The organism is Escherichia sp. E1V33 (assembly GCF_004211955.1).
Classification (GTDB): Bacteria; Pseudomonadota; Gammaproteobacteria; order Enterobacterales; family Enterobacteriaceae; genus Escherichia.
In genome coordinates this window covers 37,342-60,099 of sequence record NZ_RHJI01000033.1, presented here as the reverse complement: position 1 = coordinate 60,099, position 22,758 = coordinate 37,342, and the positions used below count along the sequence as shown (strand labels likewise).

Annotated in this window: 24 protein-coding genes and 2 pseudogenes; 13 read left to right on the top strand and 13 right to left on the bottom strand. The window is 55.5% G+C overall.

Features of this window, described 5'->3' with window-relative positions; all coding sequences use genetic code 11:
- Positions 1–131: 131 nt before the first annotated feature.
- Positions 132–620, top strand: a pseudogene (locus D9742_RS22020) (transposase); the annotation flags it as partial.
- A 145-nt stretch (positions 621–765) separates the two neighbouring features.
- Here D9742_RS22020 and D9742_RS22015 read toward each other — a convergent pair.
- From D9742_RS22015 to D9742_RS21985, 7 genes are read right to left on the bottom strand one after another with little or no spacing between them, the layout of a single operon-like run.
- On the bottom strand, positions 766–2,859 hold the full coding sequence (locus D9742_RS22015; RefSeq protein WP_130238248.1) for a flagellar biosynthesis protein FlhA: 2,094 nt from the start codon (positions 2,857–2,859) through the stop codon (positions 766–768).
- Positions 2,843–3,982, bottom strand: coding sequence for a flagellar type III secretion system protein FlhB (locus D9742_RS22010; protein ID WP_130238247.1), 1,140 nt, complete (start codon positions 3,980–3,982; stop codon positions 2,843–2,845). The genes D9742_RS22015 and D9742_RS22010 overlap by 17 nt, the downstream gene beginning before the upstream one ends.
- A complete protein-coding gene (gene fliR / locus D9742_RS22005) occupies positions 3,972–4,754 on the bottom strand; it encodes a flagellar biosynthetic protein FliR (RefSeq protein WP_001260503.1) in 783 nt (260 codons plus the stop codon). The genes D9742_RS22010 and fliR overlap by 11 nt, the downstream gene beginning before the upstream one ends.
- Position 4,755: 1 nt before the next feature.
- Positions 4,756–5,028 (bottom strand): flagellar biosynthetic protein FliQ, encoded by a 273-nt coding sequence (locus D9742_RS22000; protein ID WP_000958542.1) that lies wholly within the window; start codon positions 5,026–5,028, stop codon positions 4,756–4,758.
- Between the two features lie 2 nt (positions 5,029–5,030).
- Positions 5,031–5,783, bottom strand: coding sequence for a flagellar type III secretion system pore protein FliP (gene fliP, locus D9742_RS21995; RefSeq protein ID WP_130238246.1), 753 nt, complete (start codon positions 5,781–5,783; stop codon positions 5,031–5,033).
- Positions 5,780–6,151 carry a FliM/FliN family flagellar motor switch protein gene (locus D9742_RS21990; RefSeq protein ID WP_000043127.1) on the bottom strand — a complete coding sequence of 124 codons (372 nt, stop codon included), beginning with the start codon at positions 6,149–6,151 and terminating at the stop codon, positions 5,780–5,782. Before D9742_RS21990 ends, fliP begins: the two co-directional genes overlap by 4 nt.
- Complete coding sequence (locus D9742_RS21985; protein ID WP_130238245.1) at positions 6,144–6,995, bottom strand: FliM/FliN family flagellar motor switch protein; 852 nt, start codon at positions 6,993–6,995, stop codon at positions 6,144–6,146. The genes D9742_RS21990 and D9742_RS21985 overlap by 8 nt, the downstream gene beginning before the upstream one ends.
- 386 nt (positions 6,996–7,381) lie before the next feature.
- Here D9742_RS21985 and D9742_RS21980 point away from each other — a divergent pair, with 386 nt between their 5' ends.
- The 8 genes from D9742_RS21980 to D9742_RS21945 are packed head-to-tail and all read left to right on the top strand — an operon-like array spanning position 7,382 to position 14,260.
- Entirely contained in the window at positions 7,382–8,368 is a 987-nt protein-coding gene (locus tag D9742_RS21980; RefSeq protein WP_130238244.1) for a sigma-54 dependent transcriptional regulator, read from the top strand.
- A 14-nt stretch (positions 8,369–8,382) separates the two neighbouring features.
- Entirely contained in the window at positions 8,383–8,724 is a 342-nt protein-coding gene (locus D9742_RS21975; protein ID WP_130238243.1) for a flagellar hook-basal body complex protein FliE, read from the top strand.
- Positions 8,725–8,728: 4 nt separating this feature from the next.
- Complete coding sequence (fliF, locus tag D9742_RS21970) at positions 8,729–10,384, top strand: flagellar basal-body MS-ring/collar protein FliF (protein ID WP_130238242.1); 1,656 nt, start codon at positions 8,729–8,731, stop codon at positions 10,382–10,384.
- Positions 10,362–11,372, top strand: a complete 1,011-nt coding sequence (locus D9742_RS21965) for a flagellar motor switch protein FliG (protein WP_130238241.1) — start codon at positions 10,362–10,364, stop codon at positions 11,370–11,372. Before fliF ends, D9742_RS21965 begins: the two co-directional genes overlap by 23 nt.
- 3 nt (positions 11,373–11,375) lie before the next feature.
- Positions 11,376–12,086: a flagellar assembly protein FliH gene (gene fliH / locus D9742_RS21960; protein WP_130238240.1), complete on the top strand. Its 711-nt coding sequence runs from the start codon at positions 11,376–11,378 to the stop codon at positions 12,084–12,086.
- Entirely contained in the window at positions 12,079–13,416 is a 1,338-nt protein-coding gene (gene fliI, locus D9742_RS21955) for a flagellar protein export ATPase FliI (RefSeq protein WP_063081508.1), read from the top strand. Before fliH ends, fliI begins: the two co-directional genes overlap by 8 nt.
- Positions 13,417–13,418: 2 nt before the next feature.
- Entirely contained in the window at positions 13,419–13,853 is a 435-nt protein-coding gene (fliJ, locus tag D9742_RS21950) for a flagellar export protein FliJ (protein WP_130238239.1), read from the top strand.
- A gap of 2 nt (positions 13,854–13,855) precedes the next feature.
- Positions 13,856–14,260 carry an adenylyltransferase/cytidyltransferase family protein gene (locus D9742_RS21945; RefSeq protein ID WP_130238238.1) on the top strand — a complete coding sequence of 135 codons (405 nt, stop codon included), beginning with the start codon at positions 13,856–13,858 and terminating at the stop codon, positions 14,258–14,260.
- On the opposite strand, the gene D9742_RS21940 is transcribed toward D9742_RS21945, so the two are convergent.
- Complete coding sequence (locus D9742_RS21940; protein WP_130238237.1) at positions 14,254–15,330, bottom strand: Fic family protein; 1,077 nt, start codon at positions 15,328–15,330, stop codon at positions 14,254–14,256. The genes D9742_RS21945 and D9742_RS21940 overlap by 7 nt on opposite strands.
- Before the next feature lie 198 nt (positions 15,331–15,528).
- On the opposite strand from D9742_RS21940, the pseudogene D9742_RS23290 reads away from it, so the two are divergent.
- Positions 15,529–15,841, top strand: a pseudogene (locus tag D9742_RS23290) (glycerol-3-phosphate cytidylyltransferase); the annotation flags it as partial.
- A 110-nt stretch (positions 15,842–15,951) separates the two neighbouring features.
- Here D9742_RS23290 and D9742_RS21930 read toward each other — a convergent pair.
- From D9742_RS21930 to flgA, 5 genes are all read right to left on the bottom strand, one after another.
- The gene (locus tag D9742_RS21930; RefSeq protein ID WP_130238236.1) at positions 15,952–18,396 is read right to left on the bottom strand and encodes a glycosyltransferase; all 2,445 of its coding nucleotides are present in this window, start codon (positions 18,394–18,396) and stop codon (positions 15,952–15,954) included.
- Between the two features lie 179 nt (positions 18,397–18,575).
- Positions 18,576–19,505, bottom strand: coding sequence for a lysine-N-methylase (locus D9742_RS21925; protein ID WP_130238235.1), 930 nt, complete (start codon positions 19,503–19,505; stop codon positions 18,576–18,578).
- A 127-nt stretch (positions 19,506–19,632) separates the two neighbouring features.
- Entirely contained in the window at positions 19,633–20,061 is a 429-nt protein-coding gene (locus D9742_RS21920) for a flagellar protein FlgN (protein ID WP_130238234.1), read from the bottom strand.
- Between the two features lie 12 nt (positions 20,062–20,073).
- Positions 20,074–20,352 carry a flagellar biosynthesis anti-sigma factor FlgM gene (gene flgM / locus D9742_RS21915; RefSeq protein WP_000705401.1) on the bottom strand — a complete coding sequence of 93 codons (279 nt, stop codon included), beginning with the start codon at positions 20,350–20,352 and terminating at the stop codon, positions 20,074–20,076.
- Positions 20,353–20,432: 80 nt separating this feature from the next.
- Positions 20,433–21,170 (bottom strand): flagellar basal body P-ring formation chaperone FlgA, encoded by a 738-nt coding sequence (gene flgA / locus D9742_RS21910; RefSeq protein WP_130238233.1) that lies wholly within the window; start codon positions 21,168–21,170, stop codon positions 20,433–20,435.
- A gap of 81 nt (positions 21,171–21,251) precedes the next feature.
- Here flgA and D9742_RS21905 point away from each other — a divergent pair, with 81 nt between their 5' ends.
- From D9742_RS21905 to D9742_RS21895, 3 genes are read left to right on the top strand one after another with little or no spacing between them, the layout of a single operon-like run.
- Positions 21,252–21,587: a flagellar basal body protein gene (locus tag D9742_RS21905; RefSeq protein WP_130238232.1), complete on the top strand. Its 336-nt coding sequence runs from the start codon at positions 21,252–21,254 to the stop codon at positions 21,585–21,587.
- A gap of 2 nt (positions 21,588–21,589) precedes the next feature.
- The gene (gene flgC / locus D9742_RS21900; protein WP_130238231.1) at positions 21,590–22,021 is read left to right on the top strand and encodes a flagellar basal body rod protein FlgC; all 432 of its coding nucleotides are present in this window, start codon (positions 21,590–21,592) and stop codon (positions 22,019–22,021) included.
- Positions 22,021–22,758 (top strand): flagellar hook capping FlgD N-terminal domain-containing protein, encoded by a 738-nt coding sequence (locus D9742_RS21895; protein WP_130238230.1) that lies wholly within the window; start codon positions 22,021–22,023, stop codon positions 22,756–22,758. The genes flgC and D9742_RS21895 overlap by 1 nt, the downstream gene beginning before the upstream one ends.

Sequence of the window (22,758 nt, the reverse complement as noted above, 5' to 3'; positions counted from 1 at the left end):
GCCTGATGCGACGCTGGCGCGTCTTATCATGCCTACAAATTTGTGCGTTTTTGCGAGCCGCTTTCCCGTTATTCCATAACCTCATTGCCGACCTTTCCTTTTCTTCTTACCGTTGAGAAAAAGGAGTCGCTATGTCTGAATATCGTCGGTATTACATCAAGGGGGGAACCTGGTTTTTCACGGTTAACCTACGAAATCGTCGAAGCCACCTTCTGACCGCTCAGTTCCAGATGCTCCGTAACGCTATTATTAAAGTTAAGCGAGACAGACCTTTTGAAATTAACGCCTGTGTCGTTTTGCCGGAGCATATGCATTGCATATGGACATTACCCGAAAGCGATGATGATTTTTCCTCTCGCTGGCGGGAGATTAAAAAGCAGTTCACCCATGCTTGCGGATTGAAAAATATCTGGCAACCGCGTTTTTGGGAGCATGCCATCCGTAATACAAAAGATTATCGGCATCATGTTGATTATATTTATATAAATCCAGTGAAACATGGCTGGGTAAAGCAGGTGTGTGATTGGCCATTCTCAACGTTCCATCGCGATGTTGCGCGAGGGTTATATCCCATCGATTGGGCGGGAGACATAACGGATTTAAATGCTGGCGAGCGTATATTTTATAATTGTGCGCGGATGCCTGATGCGACGCTGGCGCGTCTTATCATGCCTACAAAACTGCACTCAACCGTAGGCCGGATAAGGCGTTCACGCCGCATCCGGCAATTGTGCACCAATGCCGGATGCGCCCCTTAAAGGCCCATCAACTCAACGCCCCCATAATCGTCAACTCCAGCTCGTCCGGCACTTCGTTATACGACAGCACATGCAGCCCCGGCGCAAACAACCTCGCATAACGCGCCAGCAAAGGGCGCAGCTGCGGCGGCACCAGCAGTACCGGGTCTTTCCCCGCCGCTTTCATCTGCTCTTTTACCTGTGGCATCGTGCTCTGGAACTGGTTGAGCATATTTGGGTCAACCGGCACGCTGTCGAGCATCACTTTGCCGCCCTGTTGCGCCTGATTCACCACGTTGGTGAGCAGATTTTCCAGCTCATTATTCAGCGTATACACCGTAAGCTCCTGCTTGCGAACGAACGGATGGGTAATGCTGCGCCGCAGCGCCAGGCGTACATCGGCTGCCAGCAGAATGTGATCTTTGGTCACCGCGCTACTGGCGACCAGCACGGTGGCGATGGTGACGATATCGCGCAGGGAAACGCCTTCGGTCAGTAACGCCCGGTACACTTTCAGCAACTGGCTGTAATTCAGCGCCGCGCTCAAATCTTCCGCCAGGCGCGGTGCCATTGATGACAAACGATTATGCAACTGCGTAATATCATCATAGTTAAACAAATCAGGAATATAGCTGCGCACAATCTTGTTCACATGCGTGGCAATCACGCTGGCGCTGTCGATCACCTGATACCCCATATTCAGCGCCTTCGCTTTCTGCGCCGCCTGGATCCAGGTCACCGGCATCCCGTACGCCGGGTCGTTCCCCAGCACGCCGTCAATCTCGCCGTAGGTTTCGCTGGAGGGCAGGGCCATCAGTTTATCCGCCGGAATATCCGCTTCATCAGCCTTAATACCGTTGATGAAAATGGCGTACTGGCTCGGCTTAAGGCGGAAGTTTTCCCGAATGCGGATCTCCGGCAGCAGCACGCCGTTACCGTCGGATATCACCTGCCGTACGCCGCGAATACGCTGGGTGAGCGGGTTGCCCTGTGCTTTATCGACCAGCGCCACCAGCTTGTAGCCGAGGCTTAAACTGATAGGCTCGATCAGCGGAATGGTTTCCCAACTGACCTGTTGCTCGCTGGTTTCGGTGATGGTGCGGGTCAGCGTTTCGAGACTTTTCTCCTCCGCCTCCGCCGCCTGTGGGCGTTTGCTCATCCGCCAGCCGGTAAAGCCAAGCAGGGCGCTGAACAGCAAAAACGGCAGGTGTGGCATCCCCGGCACCACCGCCAGCACGAACATGATCCCGGTAGCGGTGTAGAGCACCGACGGGCTTGCCAGCAACTGGTGGCGCACGTCATGGGCGATATCGCCGTTGTCGCTGACGCGGGTGACGATAATCGCCGCCGCGGTGGAGAGCAGCAGGGAAGGGATCTGCGCCACCAGCCCGTCGCCGATGGTCATCAGCACATATTGCTGGAAGGCAGCATCGGCGCTCAGGTTGTATTTGAAGATCCCGATACAGACACCGCCGATCAGGTTGATCGCCAGAATCATCATCCCGGCGATGGCATCCCCGCGTACAAACTTTGACGCCCCGTCCATCGCGCCGTAGAAATCGGCTTCGCTGGCGACATCTTTACGCCGGGTTTGCGCCTGCGCCTGGTTGATCAATCCGGCGTTAAGGTCGGCGTCAATCGCCATCTGCTTGCCGGGCATCGCGTCAAGGGTAAAGCGGGCAGAAACCTCGGAAATACGCTCGGCCCCTTTGGTGACGACAATAAAGTTGATGATCATCAGGATGATAAACACCACGAAACCGACAACAAAGTTGCCGCCAATCACCACCTGACCAAACGACTCAATCACCTTACCCGCTGCGCCCGCGCCGAGATGCCCATGCAGCAGCACCACGCGCGTAGAGGCGACGTTAAGCGTCAGGCGCATTAAGGTGGTGATCAGCAAAATGGTCGGGAACAGGCTGAATTCCAGCGGTCGTTTCGCCGACACCGCCACCAGCAGCACCATCACCGCCAGCACAATGTTGAAGGTGAACAGAATATCCAGCAGCGCAGGCGGCAGCGGCAAAATAACCATCGCCAGAATACACAGGATCACCAGCGGCACGCCGAGATTGCCGCCGCGCAGTAGCGCGAGGAACGATTTAGTTGTTTTCGCCATCCAGTTTAAGCACCTCTTTGGGAATGGAAATATGTCTGTTCAGGGCCGGGCGCGGCTGTGCGCCGTCGCGCCAGTGTTTCATTTGCAGGACGTAGGTCAGAACGTGGGCGATGGCCCGGTAAAGCTGAAACGGAATTTGCTGGTTCACCTGGGTGGTGTAGTAAACCGAGCGCGCCAGTCGCGGGAACTCGACCACTTCCACCTGATTCTCAGCAGCGACCTGGCGAATATAGAGGGCGATTTCATCGGTGCCTTTCGCCACCACAAACGGCGCGGCGGCGCGCGACTGGTCATATTGCAACGCCACGGCGTAGTGGGTCGGGTTGGTGATCACCACGTTGGCTTTTGGCACCACTTTGCGAATTTGCCCCATCGCCAGTTGCCGTTGCAGCCGCCGCACGCGCGCCTTCACTTCCGGCTTGCCTTCCTGATTTTTGTACTCTTCTTTCAGTTCCTGCTTGGTCATCTTCAGCCCTTTGGTGAACAGGGCTTTCGCCAGCGGCACGTCGAGCAGCGCAAAGAAGATAAACAGGATGACAAAGTTGCGCATCACGCTGGCGTAGAGCGACAAACCGTCATTCATCGCCAGTTTGAACGGCAGCGCCTGCAGGCCGAGAAAGGCGGCAAAGTTATTGCGCAGGCTTACCCACAGCATTACCAGCACCACCACCGACTTCACCGTCATCTTCCCCGTTTCCGCCAGATGTTCGCTGGAAAACAGCCGACCAATGCCTTTTAACGGATTGATTTTGCTGAAATCCGGGAGGATTTTTTTCGGCAAGAACAGCCAGCCGCCGGGCACCAGCGAAGAGAGCAGCGCGGCGGCGGGCATCGGCAGCAGTGTGAGGATAAACTTGCCGAGGATCAGCAGGTGATGGCGCAGAAACTGGCCGATCACCTGCGGGTTATTAATCTCCTGCGCATACTGATGCACGCTGATAAAACTCTCGCGCACAAAATCGGCATACCACGGAAAACTGCTGGAGATCACCACAAACGCCGCAAACAGGCTCGCCGCCAGCCCCATATCCTTCGAGCGCGGCAGTTGCCCCTCTTCACGCGCTTTACGCAGCTTTTGCGCCGAGGGTTTCTCTGTTTTTTCTTCGCTGCTGCTATCCGCCATAATGACCTTTCAGCGCGTCGAGTTGCTGTAACACAAAATTCGCCAGATGCAGATAGTGATCTGGCAGGTTGTAGAGCAGGGTGGCGAAGCAGACCAGCCCTGCCAGCATGTTGATGGGAAAGCCGAGCGAAAAGAGGTTCAGCGGCGGCGCAATGCGGTTAAGCAGGCCAAAGCAGCCCTGCACAATCAGCATGATGAAGGTAGTCGGCAGCGCCAGCAGCGATGCGGATGCCAGCACCCAGCTAAAGGCCAGCGCGATGGTGCGCAGGGTTTGCGGATGCAGCGCGTTGCCAATCGGCCAGTAGGTGAAGCCCTTGTACAGCACGCTCACCAGCAGCAGATGCCCGTCCATAGCAAAAAACAGCAGGATCGCGTAGACGTTAATTAACTCCGCCAGCACGGTGGTCGATGCGCCGCTGCTTGGGTCGTTCATCACTGCCATGCTCATCCCCATATTGAACGAGAGAATTTGCCCGGCGAGTTGCAGCGCCAGAAACAGAAACTGGAACATCAGCCCGAATAACATGCCCCATAAAATTTGCTCCACCGTCAGGATCAGACTGTTGAGCGATAACAAATCGTGGGGAATGGGATGGGGGATCAACGGCGTGATGATGATTGCCAGCGCCAGCGACAAAATAATTCGCACGCGCACGGTCAGGGCGCTGTTATCCAGCACTGGCACATAGCGCAGGAACGCCATAATGCGCACGAAGGGAAACCACAGCCCCAGCGCCAGATCCATCAGTTGCGTAACGTCGCTTGTGCGCATCTTAATGCACCAGCAGGGCGGCCTGGGTAAACAGATGAATGCAGAGATCATGCAACTGGATAATCATCCATTTGCCGCACACGCCCAGCACCACCAGCGTGACAATCAGCCTTGGCAAAAAGCTCAGGGTCTGTTCGTTAATCTGCGTTACCGCCTGGAACACGCTCACCAGCAGGCCGACCAGCAGGCTTGGCACTACCAGCACCGAAACCAGTAAAATCACTACTTTTATACCGCTGGCGACAATGTCGGCGGCTACGTCTACGGTTAACATAATCAGCCCAGCCCCAGCCCGCGAATGCTGGTGGTGAGCGTGCCGATGGTCAGCGACCAGCCGTCGATCAGCACAAACAGCATCAGCTTAAAGGGCAGCGAAACAATCAGCGGCGACAGCATCATCATCCCCATCGCCATCAATACGCTTGCGACAATCAGGTCGATAACCAGAAACGGGATGTAAATCATAAAGCCAATCTGGAAGGCCGTTTTCAGCTCGCTCAACACATAGGCAGGCACCACGATAGAGAGATCCTGATCGGCGGCATTGCCCTTCGCGCCGCCGATGGTCATGATTTGCGCCATCGCTTTTTTATCGGTCTGCGCCAGCATAAAGCGTTTCAGCGGCGTCGCGGCGGTGCTTAGCGCATCGGTCAGGGTAATCTGATCGTTTTCAAACGGCACCACCGCGTGGTCGTAAATATTGAGCCAGATGGGGCGCATCACCAGCATGGTGAGGGAGAGCGCAATGCCAATCAGAATGCGGTTTGGCGGCGTTTGTTGCAGCCCCAGCGCCTGGCGCAGCAGCGACAGCACGATAATAAAGCGCGTAAAGCAGGTCATCATCAGCACCATCGTCGGCAGCAAACCGACGAGGGTCATCAGAATCAGCACCTGAATTTTGACGCTGTACTCCTGAGTGTTGCCGTGGGTGACCACGTTAAGCAGCGCAATATCGCCGCCCTGGGCGAATGCCAGTGGGGCGAGCGCCAGCAGCCCAAGGCCCAGCGTCAGTTGAGTGCGGCGTTTCATGGTGCCAGGTCGTTGATATCGCGGGTGTTAAATTCCAGCACGCGCAGGCCGTACTTCTCGTTGACCACCACCACTTCTGCTTTGCCCAGCAGGATATTGTTTACTTTAATATCCAGCGGCTCCCCGGCGAGTTTATCCAGCTCAATCACCGTGTCGTCGTCGATGTTAAGGAGGTCGGCTAACATTATTTCTACTGATGACACTTCCAGCGTTAAGGTCACCGGAATGCGTTTTAGCAGCGTCATCGAGTCGGAAAAACGGTCTTCCAGGCGGGTGACCAGCGTTTCAGCGTCGGCGGATTTTGCGACAGGCGCAACTTCATCAGTGAGGCCAAAATCCCCGGCTAAAATATCTTCTTGCTTACTCATAGCTATTCTCATTCTTGCCCGCCAGCTCCGACAAAAACAGCTTGTCTTTGTCTTCCACAATCAGGGCGCTAAATAATTCAGATTGCCCAATCGCTACCGGGAACGTTTCTCCCAGTGAAATGGGTAAAATATCCCCGGCTTTTATCTGCGTGAGATCCGCGACATTCAGCGACAGCTCGGCAATTTTGACGTTCAGGGTCAGCGGCAGGGAGCGGATGATTTCTTTAATCAGGGCCGGTTTATTAACGGATTTCGCCACCTGCTGTGGTTTACTGTGCTCGCTGTGGCGGATCAGATTTAAAATAAAATCGGTGTGGGCGTCGTCGAGCAAAATACGAAAACTGCTCTCTTCATCGCCCGCGAGGGTAAAGGTTAATTGATACGCCCAGTGGGTAATTACCGTGCTGCTGTCCAGTTTCAATTTCAGCGCAATACCGGAGGTTTGCAGATTAAATATCAGCGTGCAGATATCCAGCGCCAGGCGGTTCTTTAATCGTGTTTCGGTTTTGGTCGGCAGGCCGTTATGCGCTTTAGCCTCTTCCAGAGACGACTCCAGACCATAAAAATTGCCCAGCAGCATTAACAATAAGGAGCGATCAATATCAAACGCCAGATGCCCGACCTGGGAAACCATCAGTTCGGCGTTTTTATTAATAATATCCATTTCGCAGCCAATCTTTTTTAAGGTGATATTGCTGCGATGCTTTTTGAGAAAGTAGCTGCCAAGATGCGAATCAATCACGTCAAAATTCCCCGTAAACAGGGTCGGCAGGCGATGGTAGGGGCGTCCGAGCCGATTACCTTCTAATTTAAAGATGCCTGGCGTTTTACTGTACTTCAGCATGGCTTACTTTCTCTGCTGTAATGGTATGGGCGTTTTTGTGCACGCAAATCCGGCAGTGACACAAGGTGAGGTATTAAATAGAGAGGGCGTGAAAGGGGCAAATTATTAATAGGGTGAAAAAATAATTAAATTATTAAAGGGTGAGATGTCGGGCATCGTCATAAAACATTGCACGAACTGTAGGCATGATAAGACGCGCAGCGTCGCATCAGGCATCGGTGCACCATTGCCGGATGCGGCGTAAACGCCTTATCCGGCCTACGACTCTAAATTATTGTTTAATATGAAATAATATTTTTATTATCGTTTAATTCGAACTTGTTAATCCCGCCGATGATACGCTTCAGAACATCCTGTTTTCTGTCGCTACTTATATCGTTCACCCTATGTCTGAACTTATTGCAACTGCCGCTTCCAGCATTAACGCTTTTACTCTGGCAAAGCGTGTCGCCGCTTTTAACGTACCGGTGCTCATTCAGGGCGAAACCGGTGCGGGCAAAGAGTGCGTGGCGAAATATATTCACACCGTAGCCTTTGGTGAAAATGATAACGCGCCCTATATCGGCGTGAACTGCGCGGCGATCCCGGAAAACATGCTGGAAGCCACGTTATTTGGCTACGACAAAGGTGCATTTACCGGCGCGATTGCCAGCGTCCCTGGAAAAATGGAACTGGCGAATAACGGCACCTTATTGCTCGATGAAATTGGCGATATGCCGCTGGCATTACAGGCCAAAATATTACGCGTATTGCAGGAACAGCAGGTTGAGCGATTAGGCAGCAACCGACAAATTAAACTCAATTTTCGCCTGATTGCCTGCACCAATAAAAACCTTGAACAGGAAGTGGCTGCCGGGCGTTTTCGTGAAGATCTCTATTATCGTCTGGCGGTTATTCCTATTACCATGCCGCCGCTGCGCGAACGTCTGAACGATATTATTCCGCTGGCTGAGTCATTTATTAAAAAATACTCCACGGTGCTGGTGAAAAATATCACCCTTTCAGAATCTACCCGCCGTGCGCTGCTCAATTACCGCTGGCCCGGCAACGTGCGCCAGCTGGAGAACGCCATTCAGCGGGGAATGATCTTAAACCGCGACGGCGTGATTTACCCGGATGCCTTAGGCCTGCCGGAAACGACCATTGCCGACCACAGCGAACTGCAATGGCCTGCTCAGCCCGCCGTCCACATTGCCGAAACCAGCGATTTAGGCCAGCACGGACGAAGCGCGCAATATCAATATATCGCCGACCTGATGCGTAAATATCAGGGCAACCGCAGCAAAATCGCCGACCTGTTAGGCATTACCCCGCGCGCACTGCGCTATCGGCTGGCCTCCATGCGCAAGCAAGGTATCGAAGTTTTCTCCTGACCCGGAAGTTAAAAATGAGCATTACCACAATCAACAGCACCATGCAGGCGCAAATCATGCAGGACGTGCAGCGGATGCAGGCCAACGCCCAGGCGCCAGTGCTGCCCGCCATGACCTTCAGTTCCACCAACCCGGACGTTTCGTTTAACCGCATTATGCAGGGCGCGCTCGGTCACGTTGACCAGTTCCAGCAGGTGGCGGAGCAGCAGCAAACGGCTGTCGACCTGGGTAAAAGCGATGACCTGGCAGGCGCGATGATCGCCAGCCAGCAGGCGTCGCTCTCTTTCTCCGCGCTGGTTCAGGTGCGCAATAAAATCGCCACCGGATTTAACGATCTGATGAGTATGTCGATCTAACCCTATGAATGCACAAATAAAGAAGTTAACCCAGGCGTTTCCGGCGTTTCGACTGCGTCTCGCAGATAACAAACGCTGGGCGTTGATGGCGGGAGTGGGGCTTGCCGTGGCGGCGACGGCGATTATCGTCAGCGTGCTGTGGACCGGTAATCGCGGCTACGTCTCGCTCTACGGACGCCAGGAAAATCTGCCCGTGTCGCAGATTGTCACCGTGCTGGACGGCGAAAAGCTCACCTACCGCATCGACCCGCAGAGCGGGCAGATACTGGTGCCGGAAGATGAACTGTCGAAAACGCGCATGACCCTTGCCGCCAAAGGCGTGCAGGCGATTTTGCCCAGCGGCTACGAGCTGATGGACAAAGACGAAGTGCTCGGCAGCAGCCAGTTCGTGCAGAACGTGCGCTACAAACGCAGCCTCGAAGGGGAACTGGCGCAGAGCATCATGTCGCTGGACGCGGTGGAGAGCGCGCGGGTGCATCTGGCGCTCAACGAAGAAAGCTCGTTTGTGGTCAGCGATGTGCCGCAAAACAGCGCCTCGGTAGTGGTGCGCCTGCACTATGGCGCGAAGCTGAACATGGACCAGGTGAACGCCATCGTGCATCTGGTTTCCGGCAGTATTCCGGGGCTGCACGCCAGCAAAGTCAGCGTCGTCGATCAGGCGGGAAATCTGCTGACCGACGGCATCGGCGCAGGCGAGGCGGTTTCTGCCGCTACCCGTAAACGCGATCAGATCCTTAAAGACATCCAGGACAAAACCCGCGCCAGCGTGGCGAACGTGCTGGATTCGCTGGTCGGCAGCGGGAATTACCGCGTCAGCGTAATGCCGGATCTCGACCTCAGCACCATCGACGAAACCCAGGAACACTACGGCGACGCGCCGAAAATCAACCGCGAAGAGAGCGTGCTGGACAGCGACACCAATCAGGTGGCGATGGGTGTACCCGGTTCGCTCAGCAACCGCCCGCCCGTTGCGCCTAATCAGATCACCAACGGTGCGACGCCCGCCGACGAAAACCGCTCGCCGGAAGCGCTTTCAAAACACAGCGAAAGCAAGCGCGATTACTCTTACGACCGCAGCGTCCAGCATATTCAGCATCCCGGCTTTGCGGTGAAACGCCTTAACGTGGCGGTGGTGCTCAATCAAAACGCCCCGGCGCTGAAAAACTGGAAGCCGGAGCAGACCACGCAACTGACCGCGCTACTGAACAATGCCGCCGGTATCGACGCCCAGCGCGGCGACAATCTCACCTTATCGCTGCTCAACTTTGTGCCGCAGGTGGCCCCGGTCGAACCGGTGATCCCGCTGTGGAAAGATGACAGCGTGCTGGCCTGGGTGCGGCTGATTGGCTGCGGCCTGCTGGCGCTGTTGCTGCTGTTCTTCGTGGTGCGCCCGTTGATGAAACGACTGACGGCGGTACGTGCGCCGGTTATCACACCAGAACCGGAAGCCGTCAGCGAACCGTGGATCGCCACGCCGGAAGATGAACGTAAAAACGTCGACCTGCCGTCGCTACCCGGTGATGACAGCTTGCCGTCCCAGAGTTCCGGCCTCGAAGTGAAACTCGAGTTCCTGCAAAAACTGGCCATGAGCGACACCGATCGCGTAGCCGAAGTTCTCAGACAATGGATTACCAGCAATGAGCGAATTGACAATAAATAAGAGCAACAGCTACCTGGAACAGGCGGCGATCCTGCTGCTGTGTCTGGGCGAAGAAGCGGCGGCGACGGTGATGCAAAAACTCAGCCGCGAAGAAGTGGTGCGCCTGAGCGAAAACATGGCGCGGCTTTCCGGCGTCAAAACCAGCATGGCGCGCAAAGTGATCAATAACTTCTTTGATGAGTTCCGCGAACAGAGCGGGATCAACGGCGCATCGCGATCCATGTTGCAGGGCATTCTTAACAAAGCCCTCGGCACCGAGATCGCCAGCAGCGTGATCAACGGTATCTACGGCGATGAGATCCGCTCGCGAATGGCGCGCCTGCAATGGGTGGAGCCGCGCCAGTTAGCGATGCTGATCTCCGAAGAACATCTGCAATTGCAGGCGGTGTTCCTTGCGTTTCTGACGCCGGAAATCTCGGCGGCGGTGCTCTCGTATCTCAACGAATCGGTGCAAAACGAAATTCTCTATCGGGTGGCGAAACTCAACGACGTCAACCGCGACGTGGTGGATGAACTGGATCGCCTGATCGAACGCGGCCTGTCGGTGCTTTCGGAACACGGCTCGAAGGTGAAAGGCATTAAACAGGCGGCGGATATCGTCAACCGCTTCCAGGGCAACCAGCAGGTGATCCTCGATCAGATGCGCGAGCGCGACGAAGAGGTGCTGGAGCAGCTCCAGGATGAGATGTACGACTTCTTTATCCTCAGCCGCCAGAACGAAGAAGTGCGCCAGCGCCTGCTCGACGAAGTGCCGATGGAAGACTGGGCGGTGGCGCTGAAAGGCACCGAAGCCCTGCTGCGCCGCTCGATTTACGCGGTAATGCCAAAACGTCAGGTGCAACAACTGGAAGCGATCACCGCGCGTCTGGGGCCGGTGCCGGTCAGCCGTATCGAACAGATCCGCCGCGAAATCATGGGCATTGCCCGTGAACTGGAAGAGGCGGGCGAAATTCAGCTACAGCTCTTTGCGGAACAGACGGCGGAGTAACCCATGACCATTGAAACACTGCGCGGGCGCTATCGCCTGCACCGTTTCCCGCCGCGCCAGCGTGCGGTGACCGGAGAACCGCTGACAGCCAGCATTAGCGCCGCCGATTACCAGCGCCAGTTGATGGACGGTTTTCAGGAAGGGCTGCAAAAAGGATTTGCTCAGGGAATGACCGAAGGTCAGGAGCAGGGCTTTAGCGAAGGTCATCAGCAAGGTTTTGCCGAGGGGCGACGCCAGGGCTACACCGAAGGTAGCCTCGCCGGGCAGCAGGAAGGGCGCAAACAGTTTGTTGAGGCGGCGCAGCCGCTGGAAGCCATCAGCGGTAAAGTGAACGACTTTCTCGCCCATATCGAACGCAAACAGCGGGAAGATTTGCTGCAACTGGTGGAAAAAGTCACCCGCCAGGTGATCCGCTGCGAACTGGCGCTGCAACCGACGCAGTTGCTGGCGCTGGTGGAAGAGGCGCTGGCGGCCTTCCCGGCGATGCCGGAAACCCTGCAAGTGATGTTAAGCACAGACGAATTTAACCGCCTGCGCGACGCGGTGCCGGAAAAGGTCAGCGAATGGGGGCTGACGCCTTCGCCAGATCTGCCGCCGGGCGAATGCCGGGTGATCACCGATAAATCAGAACTGGATATCGGCTGCGAGCATCGCCTGGAACAATGCATGACTGCTCTGCAAGAAACACTGACGCCGGAGTCGCAGAGTGAGTGATTTTTCTGCTTTCGATAACGCCCTGCGCTCGCTGGAGTCGATCCCGCTGGCCCGCGTCGCCGGGCGGCTGGTACGCCTTAACGGCATCCTGCTGGAGAGCGTCGGCTGCCCGCTAATGACCGGGCAACTGTGCCGTATCGAAAGCGCCAATCACACGCTGATCGATGCGCAGGCCGTAGGCTTTAATCGTGACATCACCTACCTGATGCCGTTTAAACAGCCGGTCGGCCTGATGGCAGGGGCGCGCGTCTTCCCGGAAGAAAAGGCCCACGATATTCTGATTGGCGAAAGCTGGTTAGGCCGCGTGGTGAATGGCCTCGGCGAGCCGCTGGATGGCAAAGGCCGCCTGAACGGCAATGACCTTCTGCCGCCGCTGCCGCCCTCGGTTAATCCCTTAACCCGGCGTTCAGTGGACGAACCGCTGGACGTGGGCGTGAAAGCGATTAACGGCCTGCTGACCATCGGCAAAGGCCAGCGCGTCGGGCTGATGGCGGGTAGCGGTGTGGGGAAAAGCGTGCTGTTGGGGATGATCACCCGCCAGACCAAAGCCGACATTGTGGTGGTCGGGCTGATTGGCGAACGCGGGCGCGAAGTGAAAGAGTTTATCGACCACTCGCTGGGCGCGGACGGGCTGGCAAAGTCCATCGTCGTTGTCGCGCCTGCCGATGAATCGCCGCTGATGCGCCTGAAAGCCACCGAATTGTGCCACTCCATCGCCGCCTGGTTTCGCGACCGCGGGCATCACGTTTTACTGCTGGTGGATTCCCTGACCCGCTACGCTATGGCCCAGCGGGAAATTGCTCTCTCGCTCGGCGAACCGCCCGCCACCAAAGGCTATCCGCCATCGGCATTCGGCATGATCCCCAAACTGGTCGAGAGCGCAGGCAACAGCGAAAGCGCAGGATCGATGACCGCAATCTACACCGTGCTGGCGGAAGGCGACGACCAGCAAGACCCGATTGTCGACTGCGCCCGCGCGGTGCTGGACGGGCATATCGTATTAACCCGCAAACTGGCGGAGGCGGGGCACTATCCGGCCATTGATATCGGCCAGTCGATCAGCCGCTGCATGAATCAGGTCACCAGCCTGGAACATCAGCAATCCGCCCGCGCGTTAAAGCAAAACTACGCCGCCTACATGGAGATCAAACCGCTGATCCCGCTCGGCGGCTACGTGGCAGGCGCGGACGCCAGCGTCGACAAAGCGGTGAAAATGTTTCCGGCCATCGAGCGGTTTTTACGCCAGGAGATGCGCGAACCAGCCTCCCTCGAACTGGTGCAGAGCCGCCTGCAAATCCTCTTTCCCACAGCCAAAAAGGCAGAACAGTAACCATGCGACAAATCATTGATACGCTGGCGCAGTTACAGCGCCTGCGGGATAAATCGGTCAAAGACAAAACCGTCGAGCTGGCAAAGCAAAAACAGATTTGCGCGGGCTATGACAACAATATCAAAGCATTAGGCTATCTGGTGGAGAAAACGTCTGCGGGCGCGGCGGCGTCGGTGGAATCGCTGAAAAACGTCAGCGGCTACAAAGGCACTTTGCGCAAGGTAATCGCCTGGCAGGAACAGGAAAAAACGCTGGCTAAAATCAAAGCCACGCGAATGCAGAAAAACCTGACGGCGGCGGCGTGCGAAGAGAAAGTGGTAGCCCTGACGCTGGACGACAAACGCCGCGAGCAACAGGAAAGCGCCACGGCGAAAGCGCAAAAAGCGGTGGATGATATCGCCGTTCAGTGCTGGCTGCGGCATAAATTAGCGGAGTAGCCATGAAAACGGTCATCACCTTCGGCACCTTCGATGTGTTTCATGTCGGTCATCTGCGCCTTTTACAACGCGCCCGCACGCTGGGCGCGCGGCTGCTGGTCGGCGTATCGTCCGATGCCTTAAATATCGCCAAAAAGGGCAGGGCACCGGTTTACCACCAGGATGACCGCATGGCGATTATCGCCGGGCTGGCGTGCGTGGATGGTGTATTTCTGGAGGAGTCTTTGGAGCAGAAAGCGGAGTATTTGTGGGGGTACGGTGCGGATATTTTGGTGATGGGCGATGACTGGGCGGGGAAGTTTGACGATTTCTCGTGTGTCTGTGAGGTGGTCTATTTTCCCCGTACGCCGTCGGTATCGACGACGGGGATCATTGAGGTGATTAGGGGTAAATCAGCCACCTACTGATTTAATTCCCGTAGCAGTCTGGTATTGAGATACAGTTTTTCCCGGCCTACGCTCATCTCCTCCAGTACGCCCGCTTCCGTCAATTGCTTAAGATAAGATGATGCCGTCTGCCGTTTGGCTATATTGCGTTCGACAAGGTTTTCGATCCGGCAGTAGGGCTGGGCAAAAAGCGTCTGCACTAACTCATGGCTGTAGATTTTTGGCAGATTCTCGCGGACATATTCCGTTGTTTCAGTAATCAATTGCCGAACAACCTTTATTTTTGTTGTTGTCCATCGGGAGGTGTTTTCAACCGCCGCCAGCATAAATAAAATCCACGACTCCCAATCTCCTTCTTCCGTCACTTGGCGCAGATAGGTGTAGTAAGCCGCGCGATTTTCGAGAATGTAACGCGACAGATACAGAATCGGCAGTGACAGTAATTCAGACTGGATCAGATACAAGATATTCAGAATACGGCCCGTTCGTCCGTTACCGTCCGGGAAGGGATGAATGCATTCAAACTGATAGTGCGCAATGGCCATTTTTACCAGCGGATCTAAATCATCATCGCCATGAATAAACCGTTCCCAGTTCGCCAGTAAGTTGCGGATAGTATCTTCACCAACGGGGGGCGTGTAGACGGTGTTATTATCCTGATCGCGCAATACGGTACCTGGCGTTTTACGGATATCGGTTTGCACCGCGCGTAACTTTGTACAGATCGCGATTGCAGTATTCGTACAAAGCGGCCAGGCCTCGAGATGGGTAAAACCATCATTCAGGGCTGTGCGATAGCGCAACGCCTCTTTGGTCGCCGGATCGGCGCCTTCTTCACGATCGGCATACTGAAACAGTCGATCGCTGGTGGTTACGATGTTTTCAATTCGCGAAGAATCTTTCGCTTCCAGCATCGGAAGAATGTTGATTAGTAGTCCCTGATCTGGAAGCAACTCACCCGCCGTTTTCAGCTCTGCAATGGCGGCCCGCGCACTGATACACGCTTTCAGGACGTTACGTGTTTCTATGCGTTCTAAATCTGGGGGTAAACCCGGCAGATCGTTGTAGGGGATTTCAGGGTTCCATTTCATATGTTTAAAAAATCGCGTTTTATCGACATATAGTCATCATATGTCGATACCATAAACATGTCACTGTAATATGTTCAAAAAATCGCGTTTTTTCGACATAACGCCAAAACATGTCGATGGCATGGACATATTCTGGCGATATGTTTAGAAAAATACATTTTATCGACATATCCACTGCGATTCACTTTGCGTGAATTGCGGCTGCTGGTCGGCGTATCGTCCGACGTCCTGAACATCGCCAAAAAGGGCAGGGCGACGGTTTACCATCAGGAGACCGTATGGCGATTATCGCCGGGCGTGCGTGGATGGCGTATTTTTGGAGGAATCGCTGGAGCAGAATGCGGAATATCTGCGGGCTTACAGTGCGGATATTTTTGTGATGGGCGATAACTGGGCCGGGAAGTTTGACAGCTTAGCGTATATTTGTGAGGTGGTGTATTTCCCCCGTACGCCGTCGGTGTCGACGACGGGGATCATTGAGGTGATTAGGGGGGATTATATAAAGTACTAACACAGAGATGTTTGTTTCTTTCCTGATGCGGCGTAAACGCCTTATCCGGCCTACAGGACGTGATCGACCCGTAGGCCTGATAAGCGAAGCGCATCAGGCACTTGCGCGGTTTACCCAAACGCCTCCACAATCACCTGTGCCGCCCGTTCTCCCGCTTTGCCATCCATAAACGCATCGCAATAGTGATGACGAATCTCCGTAAGCTTCGCCTGCACCGCGACCCAGTCAAACGCCTCTGACAACAAGTAACGCAGCTCTGCCATGTCATGAGCCACCGGCAATATTTCGCGGATTCGCTGGTCGGCGCTTTCGGGCGTGGAGTAGCTTTTCTCACCGTCGAGCAACGTTGCCATGCCAGGAAAGTCGAGCAGGATCACCCGCTTATCAATGTGAATAGCATCGAAAATAAAGCCACTGTTATCGGTGAGCACGTAATCGGCCTTTTCCAGCAGCGCCAGAGTATGTTGCGCTGAGTCGGTGCGCTGTTTTAAGTGCCTGCGCGCCAGGGCCAGCGATGCGGCTTCTTCCGGGCGTGAGCAGGTGCCGTGGTGCAGTTTGCAAATCAGGTTCACATCACCGCTTAAGCGGCCCAATTTTTCTGCCCAGTGGGGCAGGGAGCTTAGTGCGCCAAACGTTGGGGCGTAGAGCACCGTAGGTTTACGGTCATCCAGTTCGATATTTCCCGGCAACGCGCGATCAAACGTGCCGTTATGCCAGGCGTCGAAGCGCGGGTTGCCGACCACTTTTGCGCTGCCGAAATGTTCCAGCGCCTGCTGGCTGTAGTGGCTGTAACACAAAATGCGCTGATAAAAACGGTTCCAGTCGGCGTGGTTCCACGTCTCTTTGGCTAAGCCGTACATGGCGCGGATGTTTACCGTTGCCAGGCCATTGAGCGCGGGCGTGTGGTAGGGGCTGACCAGGCATTTCAACCGCTGACCATGAGCCTGCATTTCAGATAAGCGCATTCCTTTAAGCTGCGGATCGTCGATGCTTTTTAGCGTCTCCAGCATTTCGTCAAGAAACGGTTTAAACACGCGGTCGTTGATCACCAGCGTGCAGCTCTGCCCCTGCGCCTCCAGGGCGGTGATGATTGGGCGGTAGAGCGCGTAGTGGAAGGAGGTTTCCATAAAAAAGCCGATGGTGTCGGCAATGGGTAGCGCGGATGGCTTTGTGGCTACGGGTAACTTATTGAAATAGTGACTAATATTGTCGGTCACTTTTTTCTCGATATCGCTAAAGCCCGGTCGCTGATAACTAAGACTCGGGTAACAGGCCAGCCATTTGTCGGTGCGCAGCAGCGGCTGCCAGCAGGCTTCCAGCGAGTGCTCATCGTTGTTCATCTGCTGTGCCAGCTGCGGGTAGTAGCGGCTGTTCACCAGATAAGCGCACACTTTGCGGCAGTCCCGCGCGTGTACCAGCCCCGGCAAACTTTTTAGCATCGTTCCCTGCGAAATTTCGCCGCCAAGGATCATCACCTGCCAGGGAATTTTCGCCAGGCTCGCCAGCAGCGTGTTCAGCACCTGAATATGTTTCTCCTGCTTGAGAATAACCGCGTCATCTTCCAGCAGCAGATAGTTTTGCCAGCCATGTTGTTGCGCCAGGCGCAGCGCCTGTAAGTGCGACAGGCGGCGGCCCCGTTGACCGTTTTCATCTTCAAAGGCGGCAAGACGGGTGATCTTCTCGGACGGAATATGCAGCAGTGCCAGTTCTTCACGGATCTGCTGTAAGCGATCCGGGCGTTTATCCAGATTCAGCAGAACGATCTGAACGATCGCCTGATGGTTGATCGCCTGGTGATGAGTGGCGTTATGCAGACTCAGATAAGCATTGCGCAGCAGCGGATCGCTGACGGTATCCGTAAGCGCCGCGTTTACTGGCGTGCTGGCCCCGAGAATAAAGTCTTTATCAAAAGTGTTGTGGCTGTGCGAGATACACAGAATCGTGCGCTCGCCGGGCAGTTGTAGTGGGTTAACGCTGAAATTGTCGGTGAAACTTTTCTCCTCGCCTAAATTGCAATCGTCGTCGTAACGGTGCTTTTTCAGGTAGTTACGGTGATAGCAAAAGGTGCCGTTGAGGATGTTATGCGGGCCAAAGCTGCGGCTTTGAAAGATACGGTTGATATGGCTGTACCAGATGGGGATCTGGTCGGAGCCGGAGATGAGCGCCCGATGTTTTTGCATCATGGCAATGGTCCAGGAGATTTTATCTGCCGGGTAGTAGTCGTCGTCATCCATACAGAGGATGTATTCGCCGCGCGCCAGTTCGTTGAGCATGTTACGTTTTTTGCCCAGCGGCAGTTTTTCCGGGTGATGGATGTAGCGGATGTTGAAGGCTTCCGGCGTGCCATAGGTCAGGCGGTCGATGATGTGTTGATGGCTTTGCGGGGAGTCGTCGAGGATGACCAGTTCGCGGCGGTCTGCCGGGTAGTCCTGATAGCGGTACATGTAGAGCAGGTACGGCAGGAATGCGGCACGGTTCCAGGTTGGCGTGACGACGCTGACAAAGGGTTTTTCGCGGTGGGTAGCGAGTGTTTTGATGATGGTTGGTGTTGGCATGGTGTTTGGGTGAGTTAAGGGGTGAATGTGATGAATGTGCGCGCTGATGCCCTCACCCCGACCCTCTCCCACAGGGAGAGGGAGAAAACCAGCGCAGATTTTAACACCGTGCTCGATCGGTCCCCTCGCCCCTTTGGGGAGAGGGTTAGGGTGAGGGGCAAAGCGCGCACGGTGCCTCTTCACGTCAGCAGCGAAAAAGCTGACAGCAGCGGCTCTGCGGCACATAACGACTGGATCTGCTGGCGAATCAGCTGCGCATTTTCACTGTTCCGCCAGCGTTCAAACATCGCAAAGAGGGCGAAAATATCCTCCTGCCGCAGCGGAGAATCATCCAGCGTCCACAAGCTGATTAACGTGCGGATGAGATAAAAATCGCACACCAGCGGGCAATAATCTGCACCGTCAGTCTGCCCAATTACATCGTGGTAAACGCGGTAAATCAGCCAGTTACGCATCATCCAGGGCGCGGTGGCAAAATGCTGTTGCCAGGTGGTTTGCCACTGCGTCTGAAGCTGCTGCTGCAACAGGGCTTCGCTGTTGGCGTCATGTAGCGTCAGCAAGGTAACCTGCAACGGCAGCGAGGCTTTGCGCGGGCTTTCCGGCAGAATCGACCAGTCAAACGCAAAATTCCCGAGCAGCGTCACCAGTTGGCGCGCCAGCTGTGGCACAGGCGGTAGCTGGGCGTACTGTGCCTGTAGCGTACCTTTTTTCGCATGATCGGCCAGCGCCTGTGGCAGCGTCGTCAAGCGGGCCAGGATGTCTCCGTCTCTGCCCGGCATTTTGCTGGCGCGGGAGAGCAAAATCCCGACGGCATACAGGGAAAGCTCCGGGGTTAAATCGGGGAGCGTAAGGGTGCTCAAAATTATCTGGTTTACTATCGCATCGCGCGCGGAGAGCTCTGCGGCATCATCTTCCACAGGGCGGTAGGTGAGCTGTAAATCAAAGGCCCTGGCATCGTTGAGCACCGCTTCGCAGCTGGCAATATCGATCAATGACAGGCTCAGGCGGATCTCGTTTTTCCACACCTTGCGGACGTATAAAGGCGAACCGGGGTGACGCGCTAAAAATTTGCGCACGTATTCCGGTTCGTAACATTCAATAAAACTCATAGGTGGCTTCCAGTCTTTAATGCTGTGCGGGATGTGCAATAAGCATGCCGGGAATTTTGTTATTCAAAAACAATGGATTGGAAATCGGGCGGAAAATCCGTTCCCGCTATAGGGGAAGGTATTGTCGTTATTCCTGATATAAAAAATCCGCTTCGCCGCCTAAAAAAGACTGGATAAATTCATACTGGCGAATCAACAGCTCGCCGTTTTTATCGTTGTAGGCTTTACAGCGTTCCGCTTTTTGCTCAAGGCGTTGCCACAACTGTTGTGCCGCCGCTTTTTGTACCGCCGGAAGCCAGGCAAAAACCTGCGCCAGACCGTCACGATTAACACTGACATTGAGCATTTTCAGCAGGCTGTGTCGCTGATGGCTATGCCCATGTAACTGCTCATAGTGATGCGTTATCTCATCGTTTATCGCCAGCAACTCTTCGCTCGCGCGGCGAATCATGCAGATCCGCTGGCGCTGGAGAAGTTCGCGCAGGGAATCGTACAGCGCGTCGTCGTCACGAATTCCCTGCAACAACGCCTTCACCTGTTGTAACCGGATACTCACTTCATCGGCCTCTTAGTTCTGGAAAAAACTCAGCATGTCGCTGGCTAACTGTTCGGTGTCCACTTGCAGGCTGCCGGAGGCCAGCATCGCCTGCATTTGCGCCACTTTGTCGCTGTCGATATCGCTCTCTTGCTGGTCGTTCAGCGTTTGCTGGGCGGACTGCAATCCCGCCTGAGTAATGTCGTCGGCGCTCAGCGTCGTGGTGGTGGTCGCCGTGGTTTTGCGCGGCTGGCTGGAGCCTGCCGTCGTGGCTGTCGGGCGATTGCCTGGCATAGTCGGGGTGATTTTCATCGCAACCTCGTCTCGGTATTTGGGGGGGTTACTCCGGTAAAGCGGTTAACAGGCGGCAAAACTTTAATCGCCTGCGCAAATTACTCCGCGTTTACCGTCGTCACCACGCCGCTTTCGGCCACCATCGCGCTGATGACCCGCTGGCTGCTGGCATTGCGCACTTTCACCATCTCGCCTTTGCGACCATTTTTCAGCGCCACGCCGGGCATCGAGGCGGTGATCCCCGCGCTCTGGTAAACAATCATCACCGGCTGATCGCGCTCGACCAGCACTGGCGAAACCAGCTCTTCTTTGTTGAGCGGCCTGCCCGGTTGCAGCGCGTGCTTACTGCTTAAACCAATCGCGTCATCGAGCTCCATCAACACATCGCGGCGCTGGGCGCTGATGTTGTAGGGCTTCAACTCCACATCATTTGCCGTGAGCGGCGTATCGCGGGCAACCAGTGACTTTGTCATCACCACCGGCACCAGTACATCCGGGCGCACCGCCACGTTCATCTGCCAGCTTTGCGGGCAACTGACGGTGAAGTTCATCCGGTTGAGGGCGATTTCCGCAGGCGAAGTGAGCGTGACGCCGGGTGCCGTAGCACAGGGCGCGGCGGTCGCAATCTGCGAGGGAATGTAGACCTTAAAGGTGTAGCGATAGTCATGCCACTGCCGCTGTTGCGCCAGCGATTCAATTTCCTGGCTCGCGGCATTCAGCACCTGGGCGTTGACTTGTTCCCGCGCGCTGTGTTGCACGGGGTGGACGGCGGCGTAGCCCGGTAAGGCCAGCGCCAGGAGGAAATAAAACTTCCGCCTGCAAAATTGAAAACTCATAAACCCTTTCTCATCAGTCACTTAAAAAATGGCACGGTAATTGCCTAGCGTATGCGGATTGAAGCAGGAGTGACGCAGGAAATGGGGATCAGTTTTCAAAAGGCATTGGGAGTGCATCCGCAGGCAGTGAAGTTACGTCTTGAGAGGACCGAGCTACTGACTGCGAATCTGGCGAACGTCGATACGCCAAATTTCAAGGCTAAAGATATTGATTTTGCCAGGGAGATGCAACGGGCAAATAACGCGGCGGTGGATGTCCAGTACCGCGTGCCGATGCAGCCGTCCGAGGATGGCAACACCGTGGAACTGAACAGCGAACAGGCGCGGTTTTCACAAAATAGTATGGATTATCAAAGCAGTCTGACCTTTCTGAATCTGCAAATCAGCGGCATCAGAGAGGCCATTGAAGGGAAATAAGCATGTCTTTTACTGATATCTATCAGATTTCCGGCTCGGCGATGACGGCGCAAACGCTACGTCTGAATACCGTCGCCAGTAACCTGGCGAACGCCGAGGCGCCTGCCGGTAGCGAGGCGCAGGCGTATAAAGCGCGCAGCCCGGTGTTTGCGGCGGTGTATCACAACAGCCTGCTGGCGGGAGCGCATCGTCATGCGATCGACGGCGCCAGCGTGCAGGTGCAGGACGTGCTGCAAACCGGCGGGGCGGTGAAACGCTATGAACCGCATTCGCCGCTCGCCGATGCCAACGGGGATGTCTGGTATCCCGACGTCAACGTGGTGGAACAGATGGCGGACATGATGTCGGCTTCGCGCGATTTCGAAACCAACGTCGATGTGCTCAACAACGTGAAAAGTATGCAGCAAAGCCTGCTGAAACTGGGAGAAGCCTGATGAATACCCTGGCGCTTAATGCGCAGCAACAGCCGCACTCTTCGTCGGTGGGAAGTAGCGCGGTGGCGCAAAACAGCTCGGTGGATGACACGTCGGATACCAGCACGTCATCAACGGATTCGTCGCCCGTCGATACCTTTCTGACGCTGTTTGTCGCCGAGATCCAAAACCAGGACCCGACCGACCCGACCGACGCCACCGAATATATCGACCAGCTTTCGTCGATGGCGCAGGTGGCGATGATGGAAGAGATGAGCGTGCAGGCCAACACCAACGCGGTGCTGATGAGCAACATTCAGGTAATGGCGCTCGGCAACCTGGTGGGCGACGACATTATGGTGCAGACCACCGCCTTGCAGGTGAGCGACCAGACCATTAACGGTCGCGCTACGCTGGACGACGCCTGTACTACCGCCGATCTCCACTTTACCGATGCCGCAGGCGATGACTATACGGTGTCGCTGATCCCGGAAGGCAGTTCGTCCGTCGGGCCAGGCCAGGTCGATTTCTCGGTGAATCCCGCCGATTACGGCATCCCGCCGGGCGATTACGACGTCTCGGTGGTCACTAATACCGGGGAAGAAGAGGTGCCGATTGAAGTCTCCGGCGAAGTTGAAGATGTGCGCATTCCGCTCGACGGCAGCTCTCCGGTGCTCAACGTTGCTGGTGTAGGCGAAGTGCCGTTCACCATGATTAGCCAGTTTGGCGTACCCGATGCCGACAGTGATGTGGCGTGA